We start from the raw sequence: 17,931 nt of genomic DNA, 5'->3' as shown, positions 1-17,931 counted from the left end.
CGATGGCCAGCACCGAAGACCGCGTCGTCGAAGCACTGCGCGCATCCCTGCGTGAGAACGAGCTCCTGCGGGCCCGTAACGAGAAACTGGTCGCCGAGGCGAGCGAGCCGATCGCGATCGTCGGCATGGGGTGCAGGCTCCCCGGCGGAGTCACCTCTCCCGAGGACCTGTGGCGACTGGTGGCCACCGGCGGTGACGGCATTGCGCCGTTCCCGACCGACCGTGGCTGGGACCTCGCCGCGCTGTACCACCCGGACCCCGAACACCCGGGCACCAGCTACGTCAGCGAAGGCGGATTCCTCGACGGTGCGGGGGACTTCGACGCCCCGCTGTTCGGGATCTCGCCGCGGGAGGCGCTGGCCATGGACCCCCAGCAGCGGCTGCTGCTCGAGGTGTCCTGGGAGGCGCTGGAGCGCGCGGGAATCGCCCCGACATCGCTGCGGGGCAGCCAGACCGGCGTGTTCGCCGGGGTGATGTACCACGACTACGCGGCCCGCCTGGACGGGATTCCGGAGGATGTGGAGGGCTACCTCGGCACGGGAAACGCGGGCAGCGTCGTCTCCGGGCGCGTCGCCTACGCGCTCGGGCTGGAGGGCCCAGCGGTCACCCTGGATACCGCGTGTTCGTCCTCGCTGGTCGCACTGCACCTCGCCGCCCAGGCGCTGCGCCGCGACGAGTGCGGCCTCGCCCTCGCCGGCGGCGTCACGGTGATGGCCACACCGGACGCCTACGTCGGGTTCAGCAGGCAGCGCGGCCTCGCCCGCGACGCCCGGTGCAAGGCGTTCTCGGCCGCCGCCGACGGCACCAACTGGTCCGAGGGCGTTGGCGTGCTGGTGCTGGAACGACTCTCCGACGCCCGGCGCAACCGGCACCGGGTGCTTGGCGTGATCCGCGGGTCCGCGGTGAACTCCGACGGCGCGAGCAGCGGCCTCACCGCACCGAACGGGCCGTCCCAGGAGCGGGTGATCCGGCGCGCCCTCGCCGCCGCCGGACTGTCCGCATCGGATGTCGACGCGGTCGAAGCGCACGGCACCGGCACCGAGTTGGGCGACCCGATCGAGGCCCAGGCACTGCTCGCCACCTATGGCAGGGGCGACCGGGACCGGCCGCTGTGGCTGGGCTCGGTGAAGTCGAACATCGGGCATACCCAGGCCGCGGCGGGTGTCGCCGGGGTGATCAAGACGGTCATGTCGATGCGGCACGAGCTGCTGCCGCGCACACTGCATGTCGCCGAGCCGTCGCCGCACGTGGACTGGTCGACGGGCGGGGTCGCGCTGCTCACCGACGACGCGGTGTGGCCGAGCACCGGACGGCCGCGGCGCGCCGCCGTGTCCGCGTTCGGGATCAGCGGCACCAACGCACACGTGATCCTGGAGGAACCACAACCACAACCACAGCCAGAACCACAACCGGCCGAAGAGCCCGCCCGGCACGGAACCCGGCCGGGACCATTGGCCTGGCTCGTGTCCGGCGCCGGGGACGAGGCGCTGCGTGCCCAGGCGGCCCGACTGCACACGTACCTCGAGCGGACCACCGCCTCGGACACCGACGTGACACTGTCCCTCGCCACCGACCGCGCCCACCTGGCACACCGCGCCGCCGTGGTCGGCGACGACCGCGACGAACTTCTGCGCGGATTGCGGGCCCTGGCCGAGGGCGAACCGAACCGTGGCGTGGTCGAGGGCATCGCCCGGACCGGCGGCCGGCTCGCCGTGGTGTTCACCGGCCAGGGCAGCCAGCGCCTGGGCATGGGCCGGGACCTCTACGGTGTGCTGCCGGTGTTCACCACCGCCCTCGACGAGATCCGTGGCCACCTCGACCCACTGCTCGGCCGCCCACTGCTGGACGTGCTGTTCGAGGACGGCGACGCCCTGGACGACACGCTGTTCGCCCAGGCCGGGCTGTTCGCCATGGAGGTCGCCCTCGCCGAGCAGCTGCGGGCCTGGGGCGTGACACCCGAATTCGTCGCCGGTCACTCCATCGGTGAGGTGTCCGCGGCCTGCGTGGCGGGTGTGCTCTCACTCGCTGACGCGTGCACCCTGGTGGCCGCCCGTGGCCACGCGATGCGCGGGGCCCGGCAGGGCGGTGCGATGCTCGCCGTGGCCGCACCGGAGGCCGATGTGGTCCCGCTGCTCACCGGCGGGGTGGACCTCGCCGCGGTGAACGGCCAGGAGTCCGTCGTGGTCTCCGGAGACGAGGACGCCGTCGCCGCCATTGAGCGCGAGTTCGGCGCACGGGGCAGGCGGACCAAGCGGCTGCGGGTGTCGCACGCCTTCCACTCCCCGCACATGGACCAGGTGCTGACCGGCTTCGCCGAGGAGATCGCCGGACTGGACTTCCGGTCACCGCGGATCCCGCTGGTGTCCGCGGTGACCGGCGAACTCGCCGACGGCCGGGTGGCCACCGCCGAGTACTGGACCGAGCACATCCGGGCGACCGTGCGCTTCGGCGCCGTGCTCGACCGGCTGGCCGGGCTCGGCGTGACGACCGTCCTCGAGGCCGGGCCGGACGCCGTACTCACCGCGATGGCCGAGGATGCCGGGCACCCGGCCGTCGCGGCGCTGCGCGCCGACCGGGCCGAACCGGCCGCGCTGCTGGCCGCACTCGCCCGGCTGCACGTCGACGGCATCGCCGTCGACTGGCCGCAGGTCCTCGCGCCACTGAACGCCCGCCGGACCGACCTGCCCACCTACGCCTTCCAGCGGCAGCGGTACTGGCTGGCGGACATCGCGGCGCCACACCATGCCGAAGGACCCGCGGCGACCACGCGGTGGCGGTACGAGGTCAGGTGGACCCGTCTGCCTGACCCCGGGAACGCGACGCCGAGCGGGACCTGGCTGCTCCTGGACACCCCGCAGACGCGGGACCCGGCAGTCGCCGGGCTGCTCGCCGACCGCGGCGCCGAGCTGCGATCCGCGGAACTGACCACCGAACGGGCCGAGTTGGCCGACAGGATCGTGGCAGCGGTCGACGGCGCCACCGTCACGGGTGTCGCCGTGTTCGCGCCGGACGCGGCCACCGCGCTCGCCGCGGTGCAGGCCACCGGCGACGCCGCATTGGACTGTCCGCTGTGGCTGGTCACCCGGGACGCGGTCGGCACGGCCCCCGACCCGGCACGGGCGGCCGTATGGGGGCTCGGCCGGGTGGTCGCGCTGGAGCGGCCGGGCCAGTGGGGCGGTCTGGTCGACCTGCCCGGCACTTGGGACGAACCGTCCCTGCGGCGGCTCGCGGGCGTACTGGGCGGCGGCGCCGAGGACCAGGTGGCGATCCGGCCCGACGGGCTTGTCGTACCGCGGCTGGTGCGTGCCGCCGGGCCGGACAGCCCGGACCGGTCATGGTCCCCAAGCGGCACCGTGCTGGTCACCGGTGGCACCGGCGCCCTGGGCGGCCACGTGGCCCGTTGGCTCGCGACGGCCGGTGCCCAGCGCCTGGTCCTGACCAGCCGCCGCGGCGCCGACGCCCCCGGCGCCGCGGAACTCCGTGCGGAGCTCACCGGACTGGGCGCCGCCGACGTTCACATCGTGGCCTGTGACGTGGCCGACCGCGATGCCCTCGCAGCCGTACTCGCCGCACACGACATCTCGGCCGTGGTGCACATCGCTGGCACGGACGAGCCAGCCCCGCTGGACACGGTGGACGCCACGACCCTCGCGGGCGTCATGGCGGCGAAGGCGACGGGCGCCGCCCACCTCGACGACCTGCTCGCCGACCGTGAGCTTGACGCGTTCGTGCTGTTCTCCTCCGTCGCCGGGGTGTGGGGCGGCGGCGGGCAGGGCGCCTACGCGGCGGCGAACGCCTACCTGGACGCGTTGGCACGGTCCCGCAGGAGCCGCGGCCTGACCGCGACCAGCATCGCCTGGGGCGCATGGGACGGCGCGGGTCTCGTCGCCGACGGCGAGGGCAGGGACTTCCTGCTGCGCCGCGGCATCCGGCCGATGGCACCGGAGAAGGCGATCACCGCCCTGCGGCGGGCACTCGACCTCGACGACACCGCGGTCGTGGTCGCCGACGTCGACTGGCCGCTGTTCGTCCCCGGGTACACCGCGGCCGGCGACCGGCCCCTGCTCGCGGACCTGCCCGAGGCGCGGCGGACCGAACCCGCGCGGCCCCGGACCCCGGCCCGCGCCGCGCTGGAGCGGGAGTTCGCGACGCTGTCCGATCCCGAACGGCGGCGCCGGCTGCTGACCATCGCCCGGGAACAGGTGGCCTTCGTGCTCGGGCACGCCGCGGCCGACGAGATCCCGGTCGACCGCCCGTTCCGCGACCTGGGCTTCACCTCGCTGGCCGCGGTGGAGCTGCGCAACCGGCTCGTCGAGCTCACCGGCATCCCGGTCCCCAGCACGGTCATCTTCGACCGGCCGAACCTGACGGCGCTCGCCCGGTTCCTGTACGAGGAGCTCGCCGGCGCGGAGGACGGCGCCGTACTCGTAGCGCCCGCCCGCGGCGGTACGGACGAGCCGATCGCCATCGTCGGAATCGGCTGCCGGTACCCCGGCGACGTGTCCTCGCCCGAGGAGCTGTGGCGGCTGCTCGCCGCGGGCGAGGACGCCGTCGCCACCTTCCCCACCGACCGCGGATGGCGGCTCGACGGGTTCGACGGGATCACCCGTGAGGGCGGGTTCCTGGCCGGGGCGGGCGGGTTCGACGCCGGTTTCTTCGGCATCTCACCGCGTGAGGCGGTGGCCATGGACCCGCAGCAGCGGTTGCTGCTGGAGACCGCGTGGGAAGCGGTGGAACGGGCCGGGATCAGCGCGGACACCCTGCGCGGCAGTGACACCGGTGTGTTCGTGGGTGCCAGTGGCCAACCGTACGGCGGCACCGGCGCGGACATCCCGGCGGGTGCCGAGGGATATGTGGTCACCGGCAGCGCCACCGCGGTGATCTCCGGCCGCCTGTCCTACGTATTCGGTCTGGAGGGGCCGACGCTCACCGTGGACACCGCCTGCTCGTCGTCGTTGGTGGCGATCCACCTCGCGGGCCAGGCACTGCGTCACGGCGAGTGCTCGCTGGCCCTGGCCGGCGGCGTGACGGTCATGTCCACCCCCGGCGTGTTCACCGAGTTCGCCAGGCAGGGCGGGCTGGCCGCGGACGGCCGGTGCAAGTCCTTCGCCGACGGTGCCGACGGCACCGGATGGGGTGAGGGCGCGGGCGTGCTGGTGCTGGAGCGGCTGTCCGACGCGCGGCGCAACGGGCACCGGGTGCTCGCCGTGGTCCGCGGCTCCGCGGTCAACTCCGACGGCGCCTCTAACGGGCTGACCGCGCCCAACGGACCCTCCCAGGAGCGGGTCATCCGGTCCGCGCTGACCAGCGCCGGACTCACTCCGGCCGATGTGGACGCCGTGGAGGCACACGGGACGGGTACGGCGCTCGGCGACCCCATCGAGGCCCAGGCGGTGCTGGCCGCCTACGGCCAGGACCGCGACCGGCCACTGTGGTTGGGCTCCGTGAAGTCCAACATCGGGCACACCCAGGCCGCGGCGGGCGTCGCCGGTGTGATCAAGATGGTGCTGGCGATGCGGTACGAGACGCTGCCCAGGACCCTGCACGCCGACGCGCCCACGGCCGCGGTGGACTGGTCGGCGGGCACCGTCGAACTCCTTCGGGACCCCGTTTCGTGGCCGGCCGACGGGCAACCGCGGCGGGGCGCCGTGTCGTCGTTCGGGATCAGCGGGACCAACGCCCACCTGGTGCTCGAGGACGGCGACCCACTCAAGGACGGCCACCTACTCCAGGATGGCGATGTGCTCGGGGGTGGCGACCCCGAGCCGCACCGGTCGCGCCGCGAGCCGGTGCCCGGCCCGGTGCCGGTCGTGCTGTCCGGCAGTGATCCCGCAGGGTTGCGGGCGCAGGCCGCCCAACTCGCCGCCTTCGCCCGCACGGCGGACCCGGCCTCCCTCGCCGACCTCGGCTTCTCGCTGGCGGTCAGCCGAACCCAGCTGCCCCACCGCGCCGCCGTGCTCGCCGGCACCCGTGACGACCTGGTGCGGGCGCTGGCCGCGCTGGCCGACGGCGAGCCGGTGGCCGGCGTCGTCCAGGGCCAGGCCCGGCGGGACGGCGTGCTGGCCATGCTGTTCACCGGACAGGGCAGTCAGTGGCCGGGCATGGGCCGCGGTCTGTACGGGGTGCTCCCGGAGTTCACCCGGACCGTCGACGATGCCTGCCGGAACTTCGCCGGCCTGCTCGAACGGCCGCTGGCCGACGTGCTGTTCGCCGAGCAGGGGTCCGCCGACGCGGCGCTGCTGGACCGCACCGAGTACACCCAGCCCGCGCTGTTCACCCTGGAACTCGCGCTGTTCGAGCAGGTACGGGCGTGGGGCGTGACGCCGGACTACGTCGCCGGGCATTCGATCGGCGAGGTCACCGCGGCCTGCGCCGCAGGTGTCCTCGACCTCGCGGACGCGTGTGTGCTGGTGGCCGCCCGCGGCCGGGCCATGCGGCGGGCACGCTCCGACGGGGCCATGCTCGCCGTCGGAGCGGCCGAGGACGACGTGGCGCCGCTGCTCGGCCCGGCGGTGTCCATGGCGGCGGTGAACGGCCCGGACTCCGTGGTCGTCTCCGGCGACGCGGACGCCGTGGCCGCGCTGGAGCGGGATGGCCGGGAGCGCGGCTGGAAGACCAAGCGGCTCCGGGTCTCGCACGCGTTCCATTCGCCGCACATGGACGCGGTGCTGGACGGCTTCGCCGCGGACATCGCGGGCATCGGGCTCGGCCCCGCCCGCATCCCCCTCGTCTCCGCGGTGAGTGGTGTGGCCGCGGGCGAGGAGGTCCGCACCCACCGCTACTGGGTGGACCACATCCGCGCGACGGTGCGCTTCGGCGCCGCCGCCGAATGGCTCACCGAGCACGGTGTGACCGCGTTCCTCGAAGTCGGTCCAGACGCGGTGCTGGGTTCGCTCATCACCGCCGACGGCGCCGCGGTCGCGACCACGCTGCGGTCCGGCCGCGACGACATGGCCGGCGTGCTGACGGGGCTGTCCCGGCTGCACGTGCACGGCGTCGGCGTGGACTGGACCGCGGTGTTCGCCCGCTGGCAGCCACGCCGGATGGACCTCCCCACCTACCCGTTCCAGCGCGACCACTACTGGCTCGCCCCCGCCAAGCCGACGGTCCCGGACACCGCGGCGGCCGTCGCGGCGTCCCGGTACGAGGTGAAGTGGCGGGCCACGTCGGCCGAACCGGCCGTGGCATCCGGCACCTGGCTGCTGGTGGGGGCGGACGGCGCCGCGACGGCGGTCGAACACGCCGTGGCACTGGAGCTCACGTCGGACCGCGCGCTGCTCGCGGATCGGCTGCGGGAGGCCGCCGCGGGCCGGGACCTCGCGGGTGTGCTCGCCACCGCGCCCGACGCGGAGACCGCGCTGGTGGTCGTGCAGGCGGTGCGCGCCGCCGAGGTGACCGTTCCGCTCTGGCTGCTGACCCGCGGTGCCGTGCCCGCGCGCACGGGCGAGGCGTGCGCACCGGACCAGACCGCCGTGTGGGGCATGGGCCGGGTCGCCTCGCTCGAACTGCCCGAGTCATGGGGCGGTGTGATCGACCTGCCCGCCGACGCCGACGCCGACACCTGGGCGATGGTCGGCGGCGCACTCGCGTCAGGTGCGGAGGACCAGGTCGCCGTGCGGGACGCGGGCGTGTTCGTGCCGCGGCTGGTGCGCAGCGAACGTACCGGCGACACCGGCGAATGGCACCCGCGCGGCACGGTGGTGGTCACCGGCGGCACGGGCGCGCTGGGCACGCGGGTCGCGCGCTGGCTGGCCGCGCGCGGCGCGCCACGGCTGGTGCTGACCAGCCGCGGCGGAATGGCCGCACCGGGCGCCGAGGACCTGGTCGAGGAGCTGACCGCACTGGGCGCGACCGTCGACGTGGTGCCGTGTGACATGACCGATCCGGACGCGGTGCGCGAGCTGGTGTCCGACGAGACGATCACCGCGGTCATCCACGCCGCGGGCGTCATGCGCATGGCGCCGCTCGCCGGGACGAGCCCCGCCGAGCTCGACGCGGTGATGGCGGCGAAGGTGCGCGGGGCGGCCAATCTGGATGTGGCGTTGGGCGGGCGGTCGTTGGACGCGTTCGTGTTGTTCTCCTCGGTGGCCGGGGTGTGGGGCAGTGGTGGTCAGGGTGCGTACGGTGCGGCCAACGCGTGGTTGGACGGGTTGGCGTGGGCGCGCCGGTCGCGTGGCCTGGCCGCGACGAGCGTGGCGTGGGGCGCCTGGGACAGCACCGGCATGGCCGCCTCGGCCGAGGCGCGGGACTTCCTCGGGCGCCGCGGTCTGCGCGCGTTGGACCCCGAAGTGGCGATCGCCGCGCTGCAGCGGGCACTGGACCTGGACGAGACCGCGGTGGTCGTCGCCGACGTGGACTGGACGTCCTTCGCACCCGGCTACGCCTCCGCCCGCCCCCGGCCGCTGCTCGACGAGCTGCCCGAGGCACGGGAGGCACTGCACGGACAGGAGGACGACGGACAGCGGTCGGAACTCGACCGCACCCTGTCCACACTGGACGAAGCCGCCCAGGACGAGCTGCTGACCGACATCGTCCGCGGAAGCGCGGCGGCCGTGCTCGGCCACGACTCACCCGCCGCCATCGAGGCCGACCGGGCGTTCAGCGAGCTCGGCTTCGACTCGATGACCGCGGTGGAGCTGCGCGACCGGCTCACCACCGCTACCGGGCTGCCGCTGCCCACCACCCTCGTGTTCGACCACCCGACACCCGCGGTCCTCGCCGGATACCTGCGCGGCCGGTTCACCGCCGAGCCCGGCATCCCCGCGACCTCCACCGGACCCGCGGCCACCGTCGACGAGCCCATCGCCATCGTGGGCATGAGCTGCCGCTACCCGGGCGGCGCCGATACGCCGGAACAGCTGTGGCGGCTGCTCGCCGACGGCGGCGACGCGATCTCCGGCTTCCCCGCCGACCGCGGCTGGGACATCGAGGCGATCTACGATCCCACGGCCACCCGGCCGGGCACCAGCTACGTCCGCGAGGGCGGATTCGTCGAGGACGCCGTCGCCTTCGACGCCGCGTTCTTCGGAATCTCCCCGCGCGAGGCGCTGGCCATGGACCCCCAGCAGCGGCTGCTCCTGGAGACCGCGTGGGAGGCGTTCGAGCAGGCCGGGATCGACCCCGAGAGCCTGCGCGGCACCGAAACCGGTGTGTACGTCGGCGCCAGCGGCCAGGACTACGCCAGCCTGCTGACCGGCAACCCCGACGCCGAGGGGCACCTCGTCACCGGCAACTCCGGCAGTGTCGTATCCGGCCGGGTGTCCTACGTCTTCGGGCTGGTCGGCCCGACGGTCACGGTCGACACGGCATGCTCGTCCTCGCTGGTCGCCATCCATATCGCGGCCCAGGCCCTGCGCACCGGCGAATGCGGACTCGCCCTCGCAGGCGGGGTGGCGGTCACCTCGACCCCCGGCGTGTTCGTCGAGTTCAGCAGGCAGCACGCGATGGCCGCCGACGGCCGGTGCAAGGCGTTCGCCGCCTCCGCCGACGGGTTCGGCATGTCGGAGGGCGCCGGCATGCTGGTGCTGGAGCGGCTGTCCGACGCCCGGCGCAACGGGCACCGGGTGCTGGCAGTCGTGCGGGGCTCCGCGGTGAACTCCGACGGCGCGTCCAACGGGCTCAGCGCACCGAACGGCCCGTCACAGGAGCGGGTGATCCGCGCCGCGCTCGGCAGCGCGGGCCTCACACCCTCCGATGTGGACGCCGTGGAGGGCCACGGCACCGGCACCGCCCTCGGCGACCCGATCGAGGCGCACGCGCTGCTCGCCACCTACGGCAAGGACCGGGACCGTCCACTGTGGCTGGGCTCGGTCAAGTCGAACATCGGCCACACCATGGCCGCGTCGGGCGTGGCGGGCGTGATCAAGTCCGTACTGGCCATGCGGCACCGCCTGCTCCCCGCGACGCTGCACGCGGCCGAGCCCTCCCCGCACGTGGACTGGTCGGCGGGCGTCGTGGAACTGCTGCGCGCACCCGTGCCCTGGCCGGCCGACGGACATCCGCGTCGAGCGGGTGTGTCGTCCTTCGGCATCAGCGGCACCAACGCGCACCTCGTCCTGGAAGAGCCCGACGACCCCGTACCGGACCCCGAGCCCACCGGGCCACAACCGCGGGCCGTGCCGTGGCTGCTGTCCGCCAAGAGCACGGAGGCGCTACGCGCCCAGGCGGCCGCGCTGGCCGGACACCTCGCGGAGCACCCCGATCCGACCGCGCTCGACGTGGCGTGGTCATTGGCCGGCACCCGTGCCCGGCTGCGGCACCGCGCCGTAGTGGTCGGCGCCGACCGGGACGAGCTGCTCGACGCGGTACGTGCGATCGCCGAGGACGAGCCGACGGCCGGTGGCGTCACCGGCAGCGGAACGGGTGGCAGGGCGGTGTTCGTCTTCCCCGGCCAGGGGGCGCAGTGGGCCGGGATGGCCTGCCAGCTGCTGGACACCTCGCCGGTGTTCGCTGCGGCGATGGCCGAGTGCGACGCCGCGATCGCGGAACACGTCGACTGGTCCGTCGTGGACACCTTGCGGCAGGGACCGGACGCCGAATGGCCGCACCGGATCGAGGTGCTGCAACCGCTGCTGTTCTCGGTGATGGTGTCACTGGCCGCGCTGTGGCGCTCCCACGGCGTCACCCCCGCCGCGGCCATCGGCAGTTCGCAGGGCGAGGTGGCGGCCGCGCACGTGGCCGGAGCGCTCTCCCTCACCGACGCCGCCCGGATCATCGTCCTGCGCAGCCAACTCTTCGCCGACGAGCTGATCGGCCGCGGCGCCCTGGCCTCCGTCGCGCTGCCCCCCGAGGAGGTGTCCCGCAGGCTCGAGCCCTTCGGCGGGGCGCTGACCATCACCGGGCTGAACAGCCCCCGGCAGGTCACCGTGGGCGGCGCGGACTCCGTACTGGAGGAGTTCGTCGCGGCCTGCCGGGCCGACGACGTCCGGGCGCGGGTGCTGGCGACCACGGTCGCGTCACACACCGACCGGGTGGACCGGCTGCGTGACGCGATCATCGACATGTGCCGGGACATCCAGCCACACCCCGGCCACCTGCCGTTCTACTCGACCGTCACCGGCGGCGTCGTACCCGGCACGGACCTGGGCGCCGAGTACTGGTTCCGGAACGCGCGCGAACCGGTCGACCTGGTCCGCGCGACACGGACGCTGCTGGACGACGGCTTCGGCGTGTTCGTCGAGACCAGCGCCCATCCCGTCCTCACCACCGGGATCCGGGACATCGCCGAGGACGCCGAGCGGGACCCGGTCGTGATCGGCACGCTGCGCCGCGACGACGGCGGCCTGGACCGGTTCCTGCTGTCGATGGCCGAGGCACACGTCCACGGCGTGGCCGTGGACTGGTCCCCCGCGGTCGCCGGCGGCCACCGGACACCGCTGCCGACATACCGGTTCCAGCGGGAGCGGTTCTGGCCGAAGCCCCTCTCCGCTGCCCCAACCGATGTGTCCGCCGCCGGCCTGACCGCCGCCGGCCACCCGCTGCTCGCCGCGGTCACCACACTGCCCGACGGCGACGGCGCCGTGCTCACCGGACGCCTCTCCCCGGCAACCCGGCCCTGGCTCGCCGAGCACACGGTGGCGGGCACACCGCTGCTGCCCGCCACCGCGGTGGCCGAACTCGCCCTCCGCGCGGGCGACGAGTTCGGCTGCGCCGAAGTGGAGGAGCTGACCCTGGCCGCGCCACTGGTGCTGCCCGCCACCGGCACGCTGCGACTGCAGGTCGTGGTCGATGCCGCGGACGAAACGGGACGCCGCGGTGTCACGGTGCACTCCCGGCCGGACGACGAGGACCAGTGGACCCGGCACGCCGTCGGGGTGCTCTCCTCCGGGGCCGCCGGGTCCGGACCGGGCGCTCCGTTCGCCTGGCCGCCGGAAGGGGCGACGGCGCTGCCGATCGACGGGCTGTACGAACGGCTCGCCGAGGCCGGAGTCGGCTACGGCCCCGCCTTCCAGGGGCTGCGTGCCGTATGGCGCCGCGGCGACGAGGTGTTCGCCGAGGTCGTGCTGGCCGACGAGGCCGCCGATGAGGCCGCCGAGTTCGGCATCCACCCCGCCCTGCTGGACGGGGTGCTACAGGCCAAGCTCGGCGTCGCGGACGCGAGTGCGGGTGTCGGCGTGCGCATGCCGTTCAGCTGGTCCGGGATCCGTTTGCACGCCACCGGCGCGACCGCGGTCCGAGCCCGGATCGCGTCCACGGCCGACGGCGGACTCTCCCTCCTGGTCATGGACGGCGCCGGCGCCCCGGTGTTCTCCGTCGCCTCACTGGTGCTACGCCCCATCCCGGCCGCCCAGCTCGCCGGGATCGCCGGCCGCGCCTCGGTGCTGCACCGGGTCGAGTGGACGGAGCTGCCCGCACCGGCGGCCGCGACGACGACGGCGGACCACACCGTCTACCACGTCCCGCGAACAGCCGACGCTCTGGCAGAGACCACGCGGGCGGTCGAGACGTGGCTGGGCGAAGACCGCCCCGCGGACACGACCCTGATCGTGGCGACCACCGGCGCGGTCGCCTGTGGCGGGGCCCCCGTCACCGACCCGACGGCGGGCGCGGTGTGGGGATACGTACGCGCCCTGCAGGCCACACACCCGAACCGGCTGGTCCTCGCCGACCTCGACGATGCGCCCGAGGCCGCGTCCGTACCCGCCACGGTCGCCCACGAGCCGCAGCTCGCCGTGCGCGACGGGAAGGTCTGGGTGCCCCGGCTGCGCCGCGGCGCGGCACCGACAGCCGAGCAGGCGCCCGGCGCACCGCGCACCGTACTGGTGGCGGGCGCGGACGAGCCGCTGACCAGGCTGATCGTCCGCTGCTTCACCGAGCGGCCGGACACCGAGACGGTCGTCGAACTCGCCGACGCGGACAGGGCGGTGCACCGGCTCGCCACCACCGCACCTGACGTGGTGGTCTACGTCGCCCCGAGCGACGAACCGGACACGACCGTGCGGGACCGCGTGTGGCGGCTGCACGAGGCCACCAGGGAGATGCCACCACAGGGGTGGCTGGTGGTCTCGGCGGCCAACGGGATGCTGGGGCTGCCCGGCCGTCCCGAACACGCCGCGCTGCACGGCTACCTCGACGCCGTGGTCCAACTGCGCCGCCAGGAGGGACTGCCCGCGGTGTCCCTGGCCTGCGGCCCGCTGGCCGACGGGGACGCCGAACCGGCCACCCACGCCGGGGTCACCGAGCTCGCCGCGGCCGACGTACCGGGCCTGGTCGATCAGGCGCTGCACACCACGGCGGCGACCCTGGTGGCGGCGCGGCTCGACATGGCCGCGGCCAGGGCGCGGGCGGCGGAGCCGCTGGCCGCACTCGTCCGTCCGATCGCCCGGGCGCCCCGGCCGGCCGCGGGCGGACTGGCCACGGCTGGCGCGGGCGCCGAGCTCGCCCACAAGCTCACGGGCCTGGGCAGGGCCGAGCAGGAGCGGCTGCTGCTCACCCTGGTCCGCACCCAGGCGGCCGCCGTGCTCCGCCACGACACGGTGCACGACGTCGAAGCGGACCGCGCGTTCAAGGAACTCGGCTTCGACTCGCTGACCGCCGTCGAGCTGCGGGACCGGCTCGGCCGGGCGACCGGGCTGAGGCTGCCCGCGACCACCGTGTTCGACCACCCCAGCCCCGCCGCGCTGGCGCGCAGGCTCCGGACGATGCTGGTCGGCGAGACCGATCCGGCCACCACGGCGCACGGAACCGCAGCCACCGACGAGCCGATCGCCATCGTCGGCATGAGCTGCCGGCTCCCCGGGGGTGTCCGCTCGCCGGAGGAGCTGTGGGAGCTCGTCGCCCGTGGCGGCGACGCGATCGGTCCGTTCCCCGAGGACCGCGGCTGGGACCTGGAGGACCTGTACGACCCGGACCCGGACAGCGCGGGCAAAATCTCCACACGGGCAGGCGGGTTCGTCGACGACATCGCCGGGTTCGACGCGGCGTTCTTCGGCATCTCCCCCCGCGAGGCGCTGGCCATGGACCCCCAGCAGCGGCTGCTGCTGGAGGCCGCGTGGACCGCCGTGGAGGGAGCGGGACTCGACCCGACATCGCTGCGTGGCAGCCGGACGGGTGTGTTCGCCGGAACGAACAGCCAGGACTACGGAAACCTGCTCTGGGACCAGGCGGACGGCCTCGAAGGACATCTGGGCACCGGCAACAGCGCCAGTGTGCTCTCCGGACGGCTGGCCTACGTGTTCGGGCTCGAGGGCCCGACGCTGACGGTGGACACGGCGTGTTCGTCGTCGCTGGTGGCGCTGCACCTGGCGGCACAGTCGCTGCGGCAGGGGGAGTGCTCCCTGGCACTGGCCGGTGGTGTCACCCTCATGTCCAGCCCGTTTATGTTCATGAACTTCAGCCGCCAACGCGCGCTCGCACACGACGGGCACAGCAAGTCGTTCTCCGATGCCGCCGATGGGTTCGGCATGTCCGAGGGCGTGGGTGTCCTGGTTCTGGAGCGGTTGTCGGATGCGCGGCGTAACGGTCATGAGGTGTTGGCGGTGGTGCGGGGTTCTGCGGTGAATCAGGACGGTGCGTCGAATGGTTTGACGGCGCCGAATGGTCCGTCGCAGGAGCGGGTGATTCGAGCTGCGTTGGCGAGTGGTGGTCTCTCTGCGTCTGATGTGGATGTGGTGGAGGCGCACGGGACCGGGACGAGGCTCGGTGATCCGATCGAGGCGCAGGCGTTGTTGGCCACGTATGGGCAGGACCGGGATGCCCCGCTCTTGCTGGGTTCGGTGAAGTCGAATATGGGGCATACGCAGGCGGCCGCCGGTGTGGCTGGTGTGATCAAGATGGTGCAGGCGCTGCGGCACGGTGTTCTGCCGAGGACCCTGCACGTCGATGTGCCGTCTTCACAGGTGGATTGGTCGTCGGGCGCGGTGGAGCTGTTGGGTGAGGCGCGGGTGTGGGAGGCGGAGGAGGGCCGTCCACGGCGTGCGGGTGTGTCGTCGTTCGGGATCAGTGGGACGAACGCGCATGTGATCGTGGAGGGGGCCGAGCCGTCGCCGGTTGCCGAGCGCGGTGATTCCGGTGGTGTTCCGGTGGTGTGGCCGGTGTCGGGGCGTGGGGTCGAGGGGCTGCGGGCGCAGGCGGGTCGGTTGGCTGAGTTCGTTGAGGCGGCTGGGGGGTTGTCTGCCGTGGATGTGGGGTTCTCGCTGGCAATGAGTAGGGCGCAGTTGTCGCATCGTGCTGCGGTGGTGGGTTCCACGGTGGATGAACTGGTGGACGCGTTGCGCTCTGTGACTGATGGGGCGCAAGCACGGGGTGGTTCGTTGGCGGTGGTGTTCACCGGTCAGGGTGCGCAGCGAGTGGGTATGGGTCGTGGTCTGTATGGCGTGTTGCCGGTGTTCACCGAGACGCTGGATCGGGTGGCGTCGGGCTTTGAGGGTCTGTTGGATCGGTCGTTGTTGGATGTGGTGTTTGACGACGCTGGGGCGTTGGAGGACACGTTGTACGCCCAGGCGGGGTTGTTTGCCGTTGAGGTTGCGTTGTTTGAGCAGCTGTGGGTGTGGGGTGTTGTTCCTGATTTCGTGGCGGGGCATTCGGTGGGTGAGGTGTCGGCTGCTTACGCGGCGGGTGTGGTGTCGTTGGAGGATGGGTGCCGGTTGGTGGCGGCGCGGGGTGGGGCGATGCGGCGGGCACGTTCGGATGGGGCGATGCTGGCCGTGGGCGCTGCGGAGGCCGATGTTGTCGGGCTGTTGGGTGATGGGGTGGGTCTGGCCGCGGTGAACGGGCCTGCCTCGGTGGTGGTCTCGGGCGACGCGGACCGGGTCGCTCAGGTGGAGGGGGTGTGTCGGGAGCGGGGTTGGAAGGTCAGTCGGTTGCGGGTGTCGCGGGCGTTCCATTCCCACCATATGGATGAGGTGCTTGGGGAGTTCGCCGCCGCCATCGACCGGCTCATCTTTGCGCGGCCGAGGATGCCGCTGGTGTCCACGGTGATGGGCCAGCCGGTCGACGAGCGGGTGGCGACGCCCGCGTATTGGGTGGAGCAGGTGCGGGCCACGGTGCGTTTCGGCGATGCCGTGGAGTACATGGCCGAGCAGGGTGGTGTGAGCGCGTTCCTGGAGCTGGGTCCGGATGCCGCGCTGACTCCGGTGATTGACAGTGCGGTGGCGGTGCCGACGCTGCGGGAGGGGCAGGACGAACACCGGTCGCTGCTCACGGCGTTGGCCCGGCTGCACACCCATGGCGTCGAACCCGACTGGGCCGCCGTCTACGCACCGTACGCCCCGCGCCGCGTCGACCTGCCCACCTACGCCTTCCAACACGAGCGCTACTGGCCGGATGGGTCCGGCCGCCCCGCAGGGGACGTCGGCGCGGTCGGGTTGGGGGCGCTCGGGCATCCGCTGCTGGGCGCCGCCGTCCCGCTCGCCGAGGACGGCTCGCTCGTTCTCACGGGACGGCTGGCGCTGCGGAGCCACCCATGGCTCGCCGACCACGTGCTCGGCGAGGCGACCGCGGTCCCCGGTGCGGTGTTCGCCGAGCTCGCGTTGCGGGCCGCGGCCGAGCTCGGCTCCGCCGAGGTGCGGGAGCTGACCGTGCACACCCTGCCAGCGCTGCCGGACACCGGCTCCCTCGTCGTCCAGGTGACCGTCGGTCCGCCCGACGGGGACGGCGCACGCAAGACAACCATGCACTGCCGTCCCGGGGAGGACGCGGACGCCCCATGGACCCGGCACGCCAGCGGGGTGCTCGCGCCTGTCGACACGCCCCGGAACGCCCCCGCCAAACTCGACACCTGGCCGCCGGACGCCGCCGCCGTCCCGGTCGACGTCGGCTACGCGGAGCTGGCCGCGGCTGGGGTCGTGTTCGGGCCCGCGTTCCGGGGTGTCCAGGCCGCATGGCGGGACGGTGACACCTCGTTCGCCGAGCTGGCGCTGCCGGTCGAGACCGCTGAGGCGGGCCGGTACCTGCTGCACCCTGTCCTGCTCACCGCGGCGACACAGTTCGGCTCCTTCGGCGACGGGATCGTCACCGAATGGCGTGACCTCCGGGTACACGCCGTTGGCGCGGCCAGCGCACGGGCCCGGCTGACCACGGTGGACGGTTCACAGACGCTGCTCGCCGTCGATGAGACCGGTGCCCCGATCGTCTCGGCCGTGCTGGCTCGACGGTCCGATCCGGACGGAGTCGCGCCGAAGGCGGACGTACGCAACCCGGGCATGTTCGCAGTGGACTGGGCGGAGCTCGCCGTCCCGACGGCCCAACCGGTCGACTGCGCCCTCGTCGGCCCGGACAGCGACACCATCGCCACCGCTCTCAAACGGGCCGGGCACGAGGCCCCGACGTTCGGCGATCTCGCCACCGCGGCGGCACACGCGGCCGGGGTCGGCACCGCGCCGCCCCGTCTGGTCGTCCACCGGCTCGGCACGGCCCACACCGACATTCCGGCCCGGGCCAGGTCCCAGCTGGCCGAGACGCTTGCCCTGCTGCGGGCCTGGCTCGCCGACGACACGTGGTCCTCGTCGACACTGCTCGTCCTCACATCGGGCGCGGTCGCCTGTGATGAGGGGGAGAGCGTCACCGACCCGGCGAGTGCGGCGGTGTGGGGGCTGCTGCGGTCGGCGCAGGCCGAGCACCCCGACCGGTTCGTCGTGGCCGACGTGGACGACCCGGCGGGGGTGGCCGCGGTCGCGCGCGCCGCGGTCGGCACCGACGAGAACCAGCTCGCGGTGCGGGCAGGACGGTTGCTGGCGCCGAGGCTGGCCAAGGTGGCCACGACTCCGGACTCCCGGCCCGGGTGGGGTGACGGCACGGTGCTGGTCACCGGGGCGACTGGTGGGTTGGGTGGGCTGGTTGCGCGGCATTTGGTGGCTGTGCATGGGGTGCGGGATCTGTTGTTGGTGTCGCGGTCCGGTGGTGAGGCGCCGGGGGCGGTGGAGTTGGTGGAAGAGTTGGCGGTGGCAGGGGCGCGTGCCCGGGTGGTGGCGTGTGATGTGGCTGATCGGGAGG

1 protein-coding gene is annotated in these 17,931 nt (G+C 73.7%); it reads left to right on the top strand.

The window, feature by feature from the left end:
• Positions 1–2: 2 nt before the first annotated feature.
• A partial coding sequence (locus tag VT50_RS40075) for a type I polyketide synthase (RefSeq protein WP_079343934.1) occupies positions 3–17,931 on the top strand: 17,929 nt, incomplete at its 3' end.

This window comes from Streptomyces antioxidans (assembly GCF_000968685.2).
GTDB classification, from domain to species: domain Bacteria; phylum Actinomycetota; class Actinomycetes; order Streptomycetales; family Streptomycetaceae; genus Streptomyces; species Streptomyces antioxidans.
Note: the sequence above shows the minus strand (reverse complement) of the source record. Positions and strands in the feature narration are given on the sequence as shown.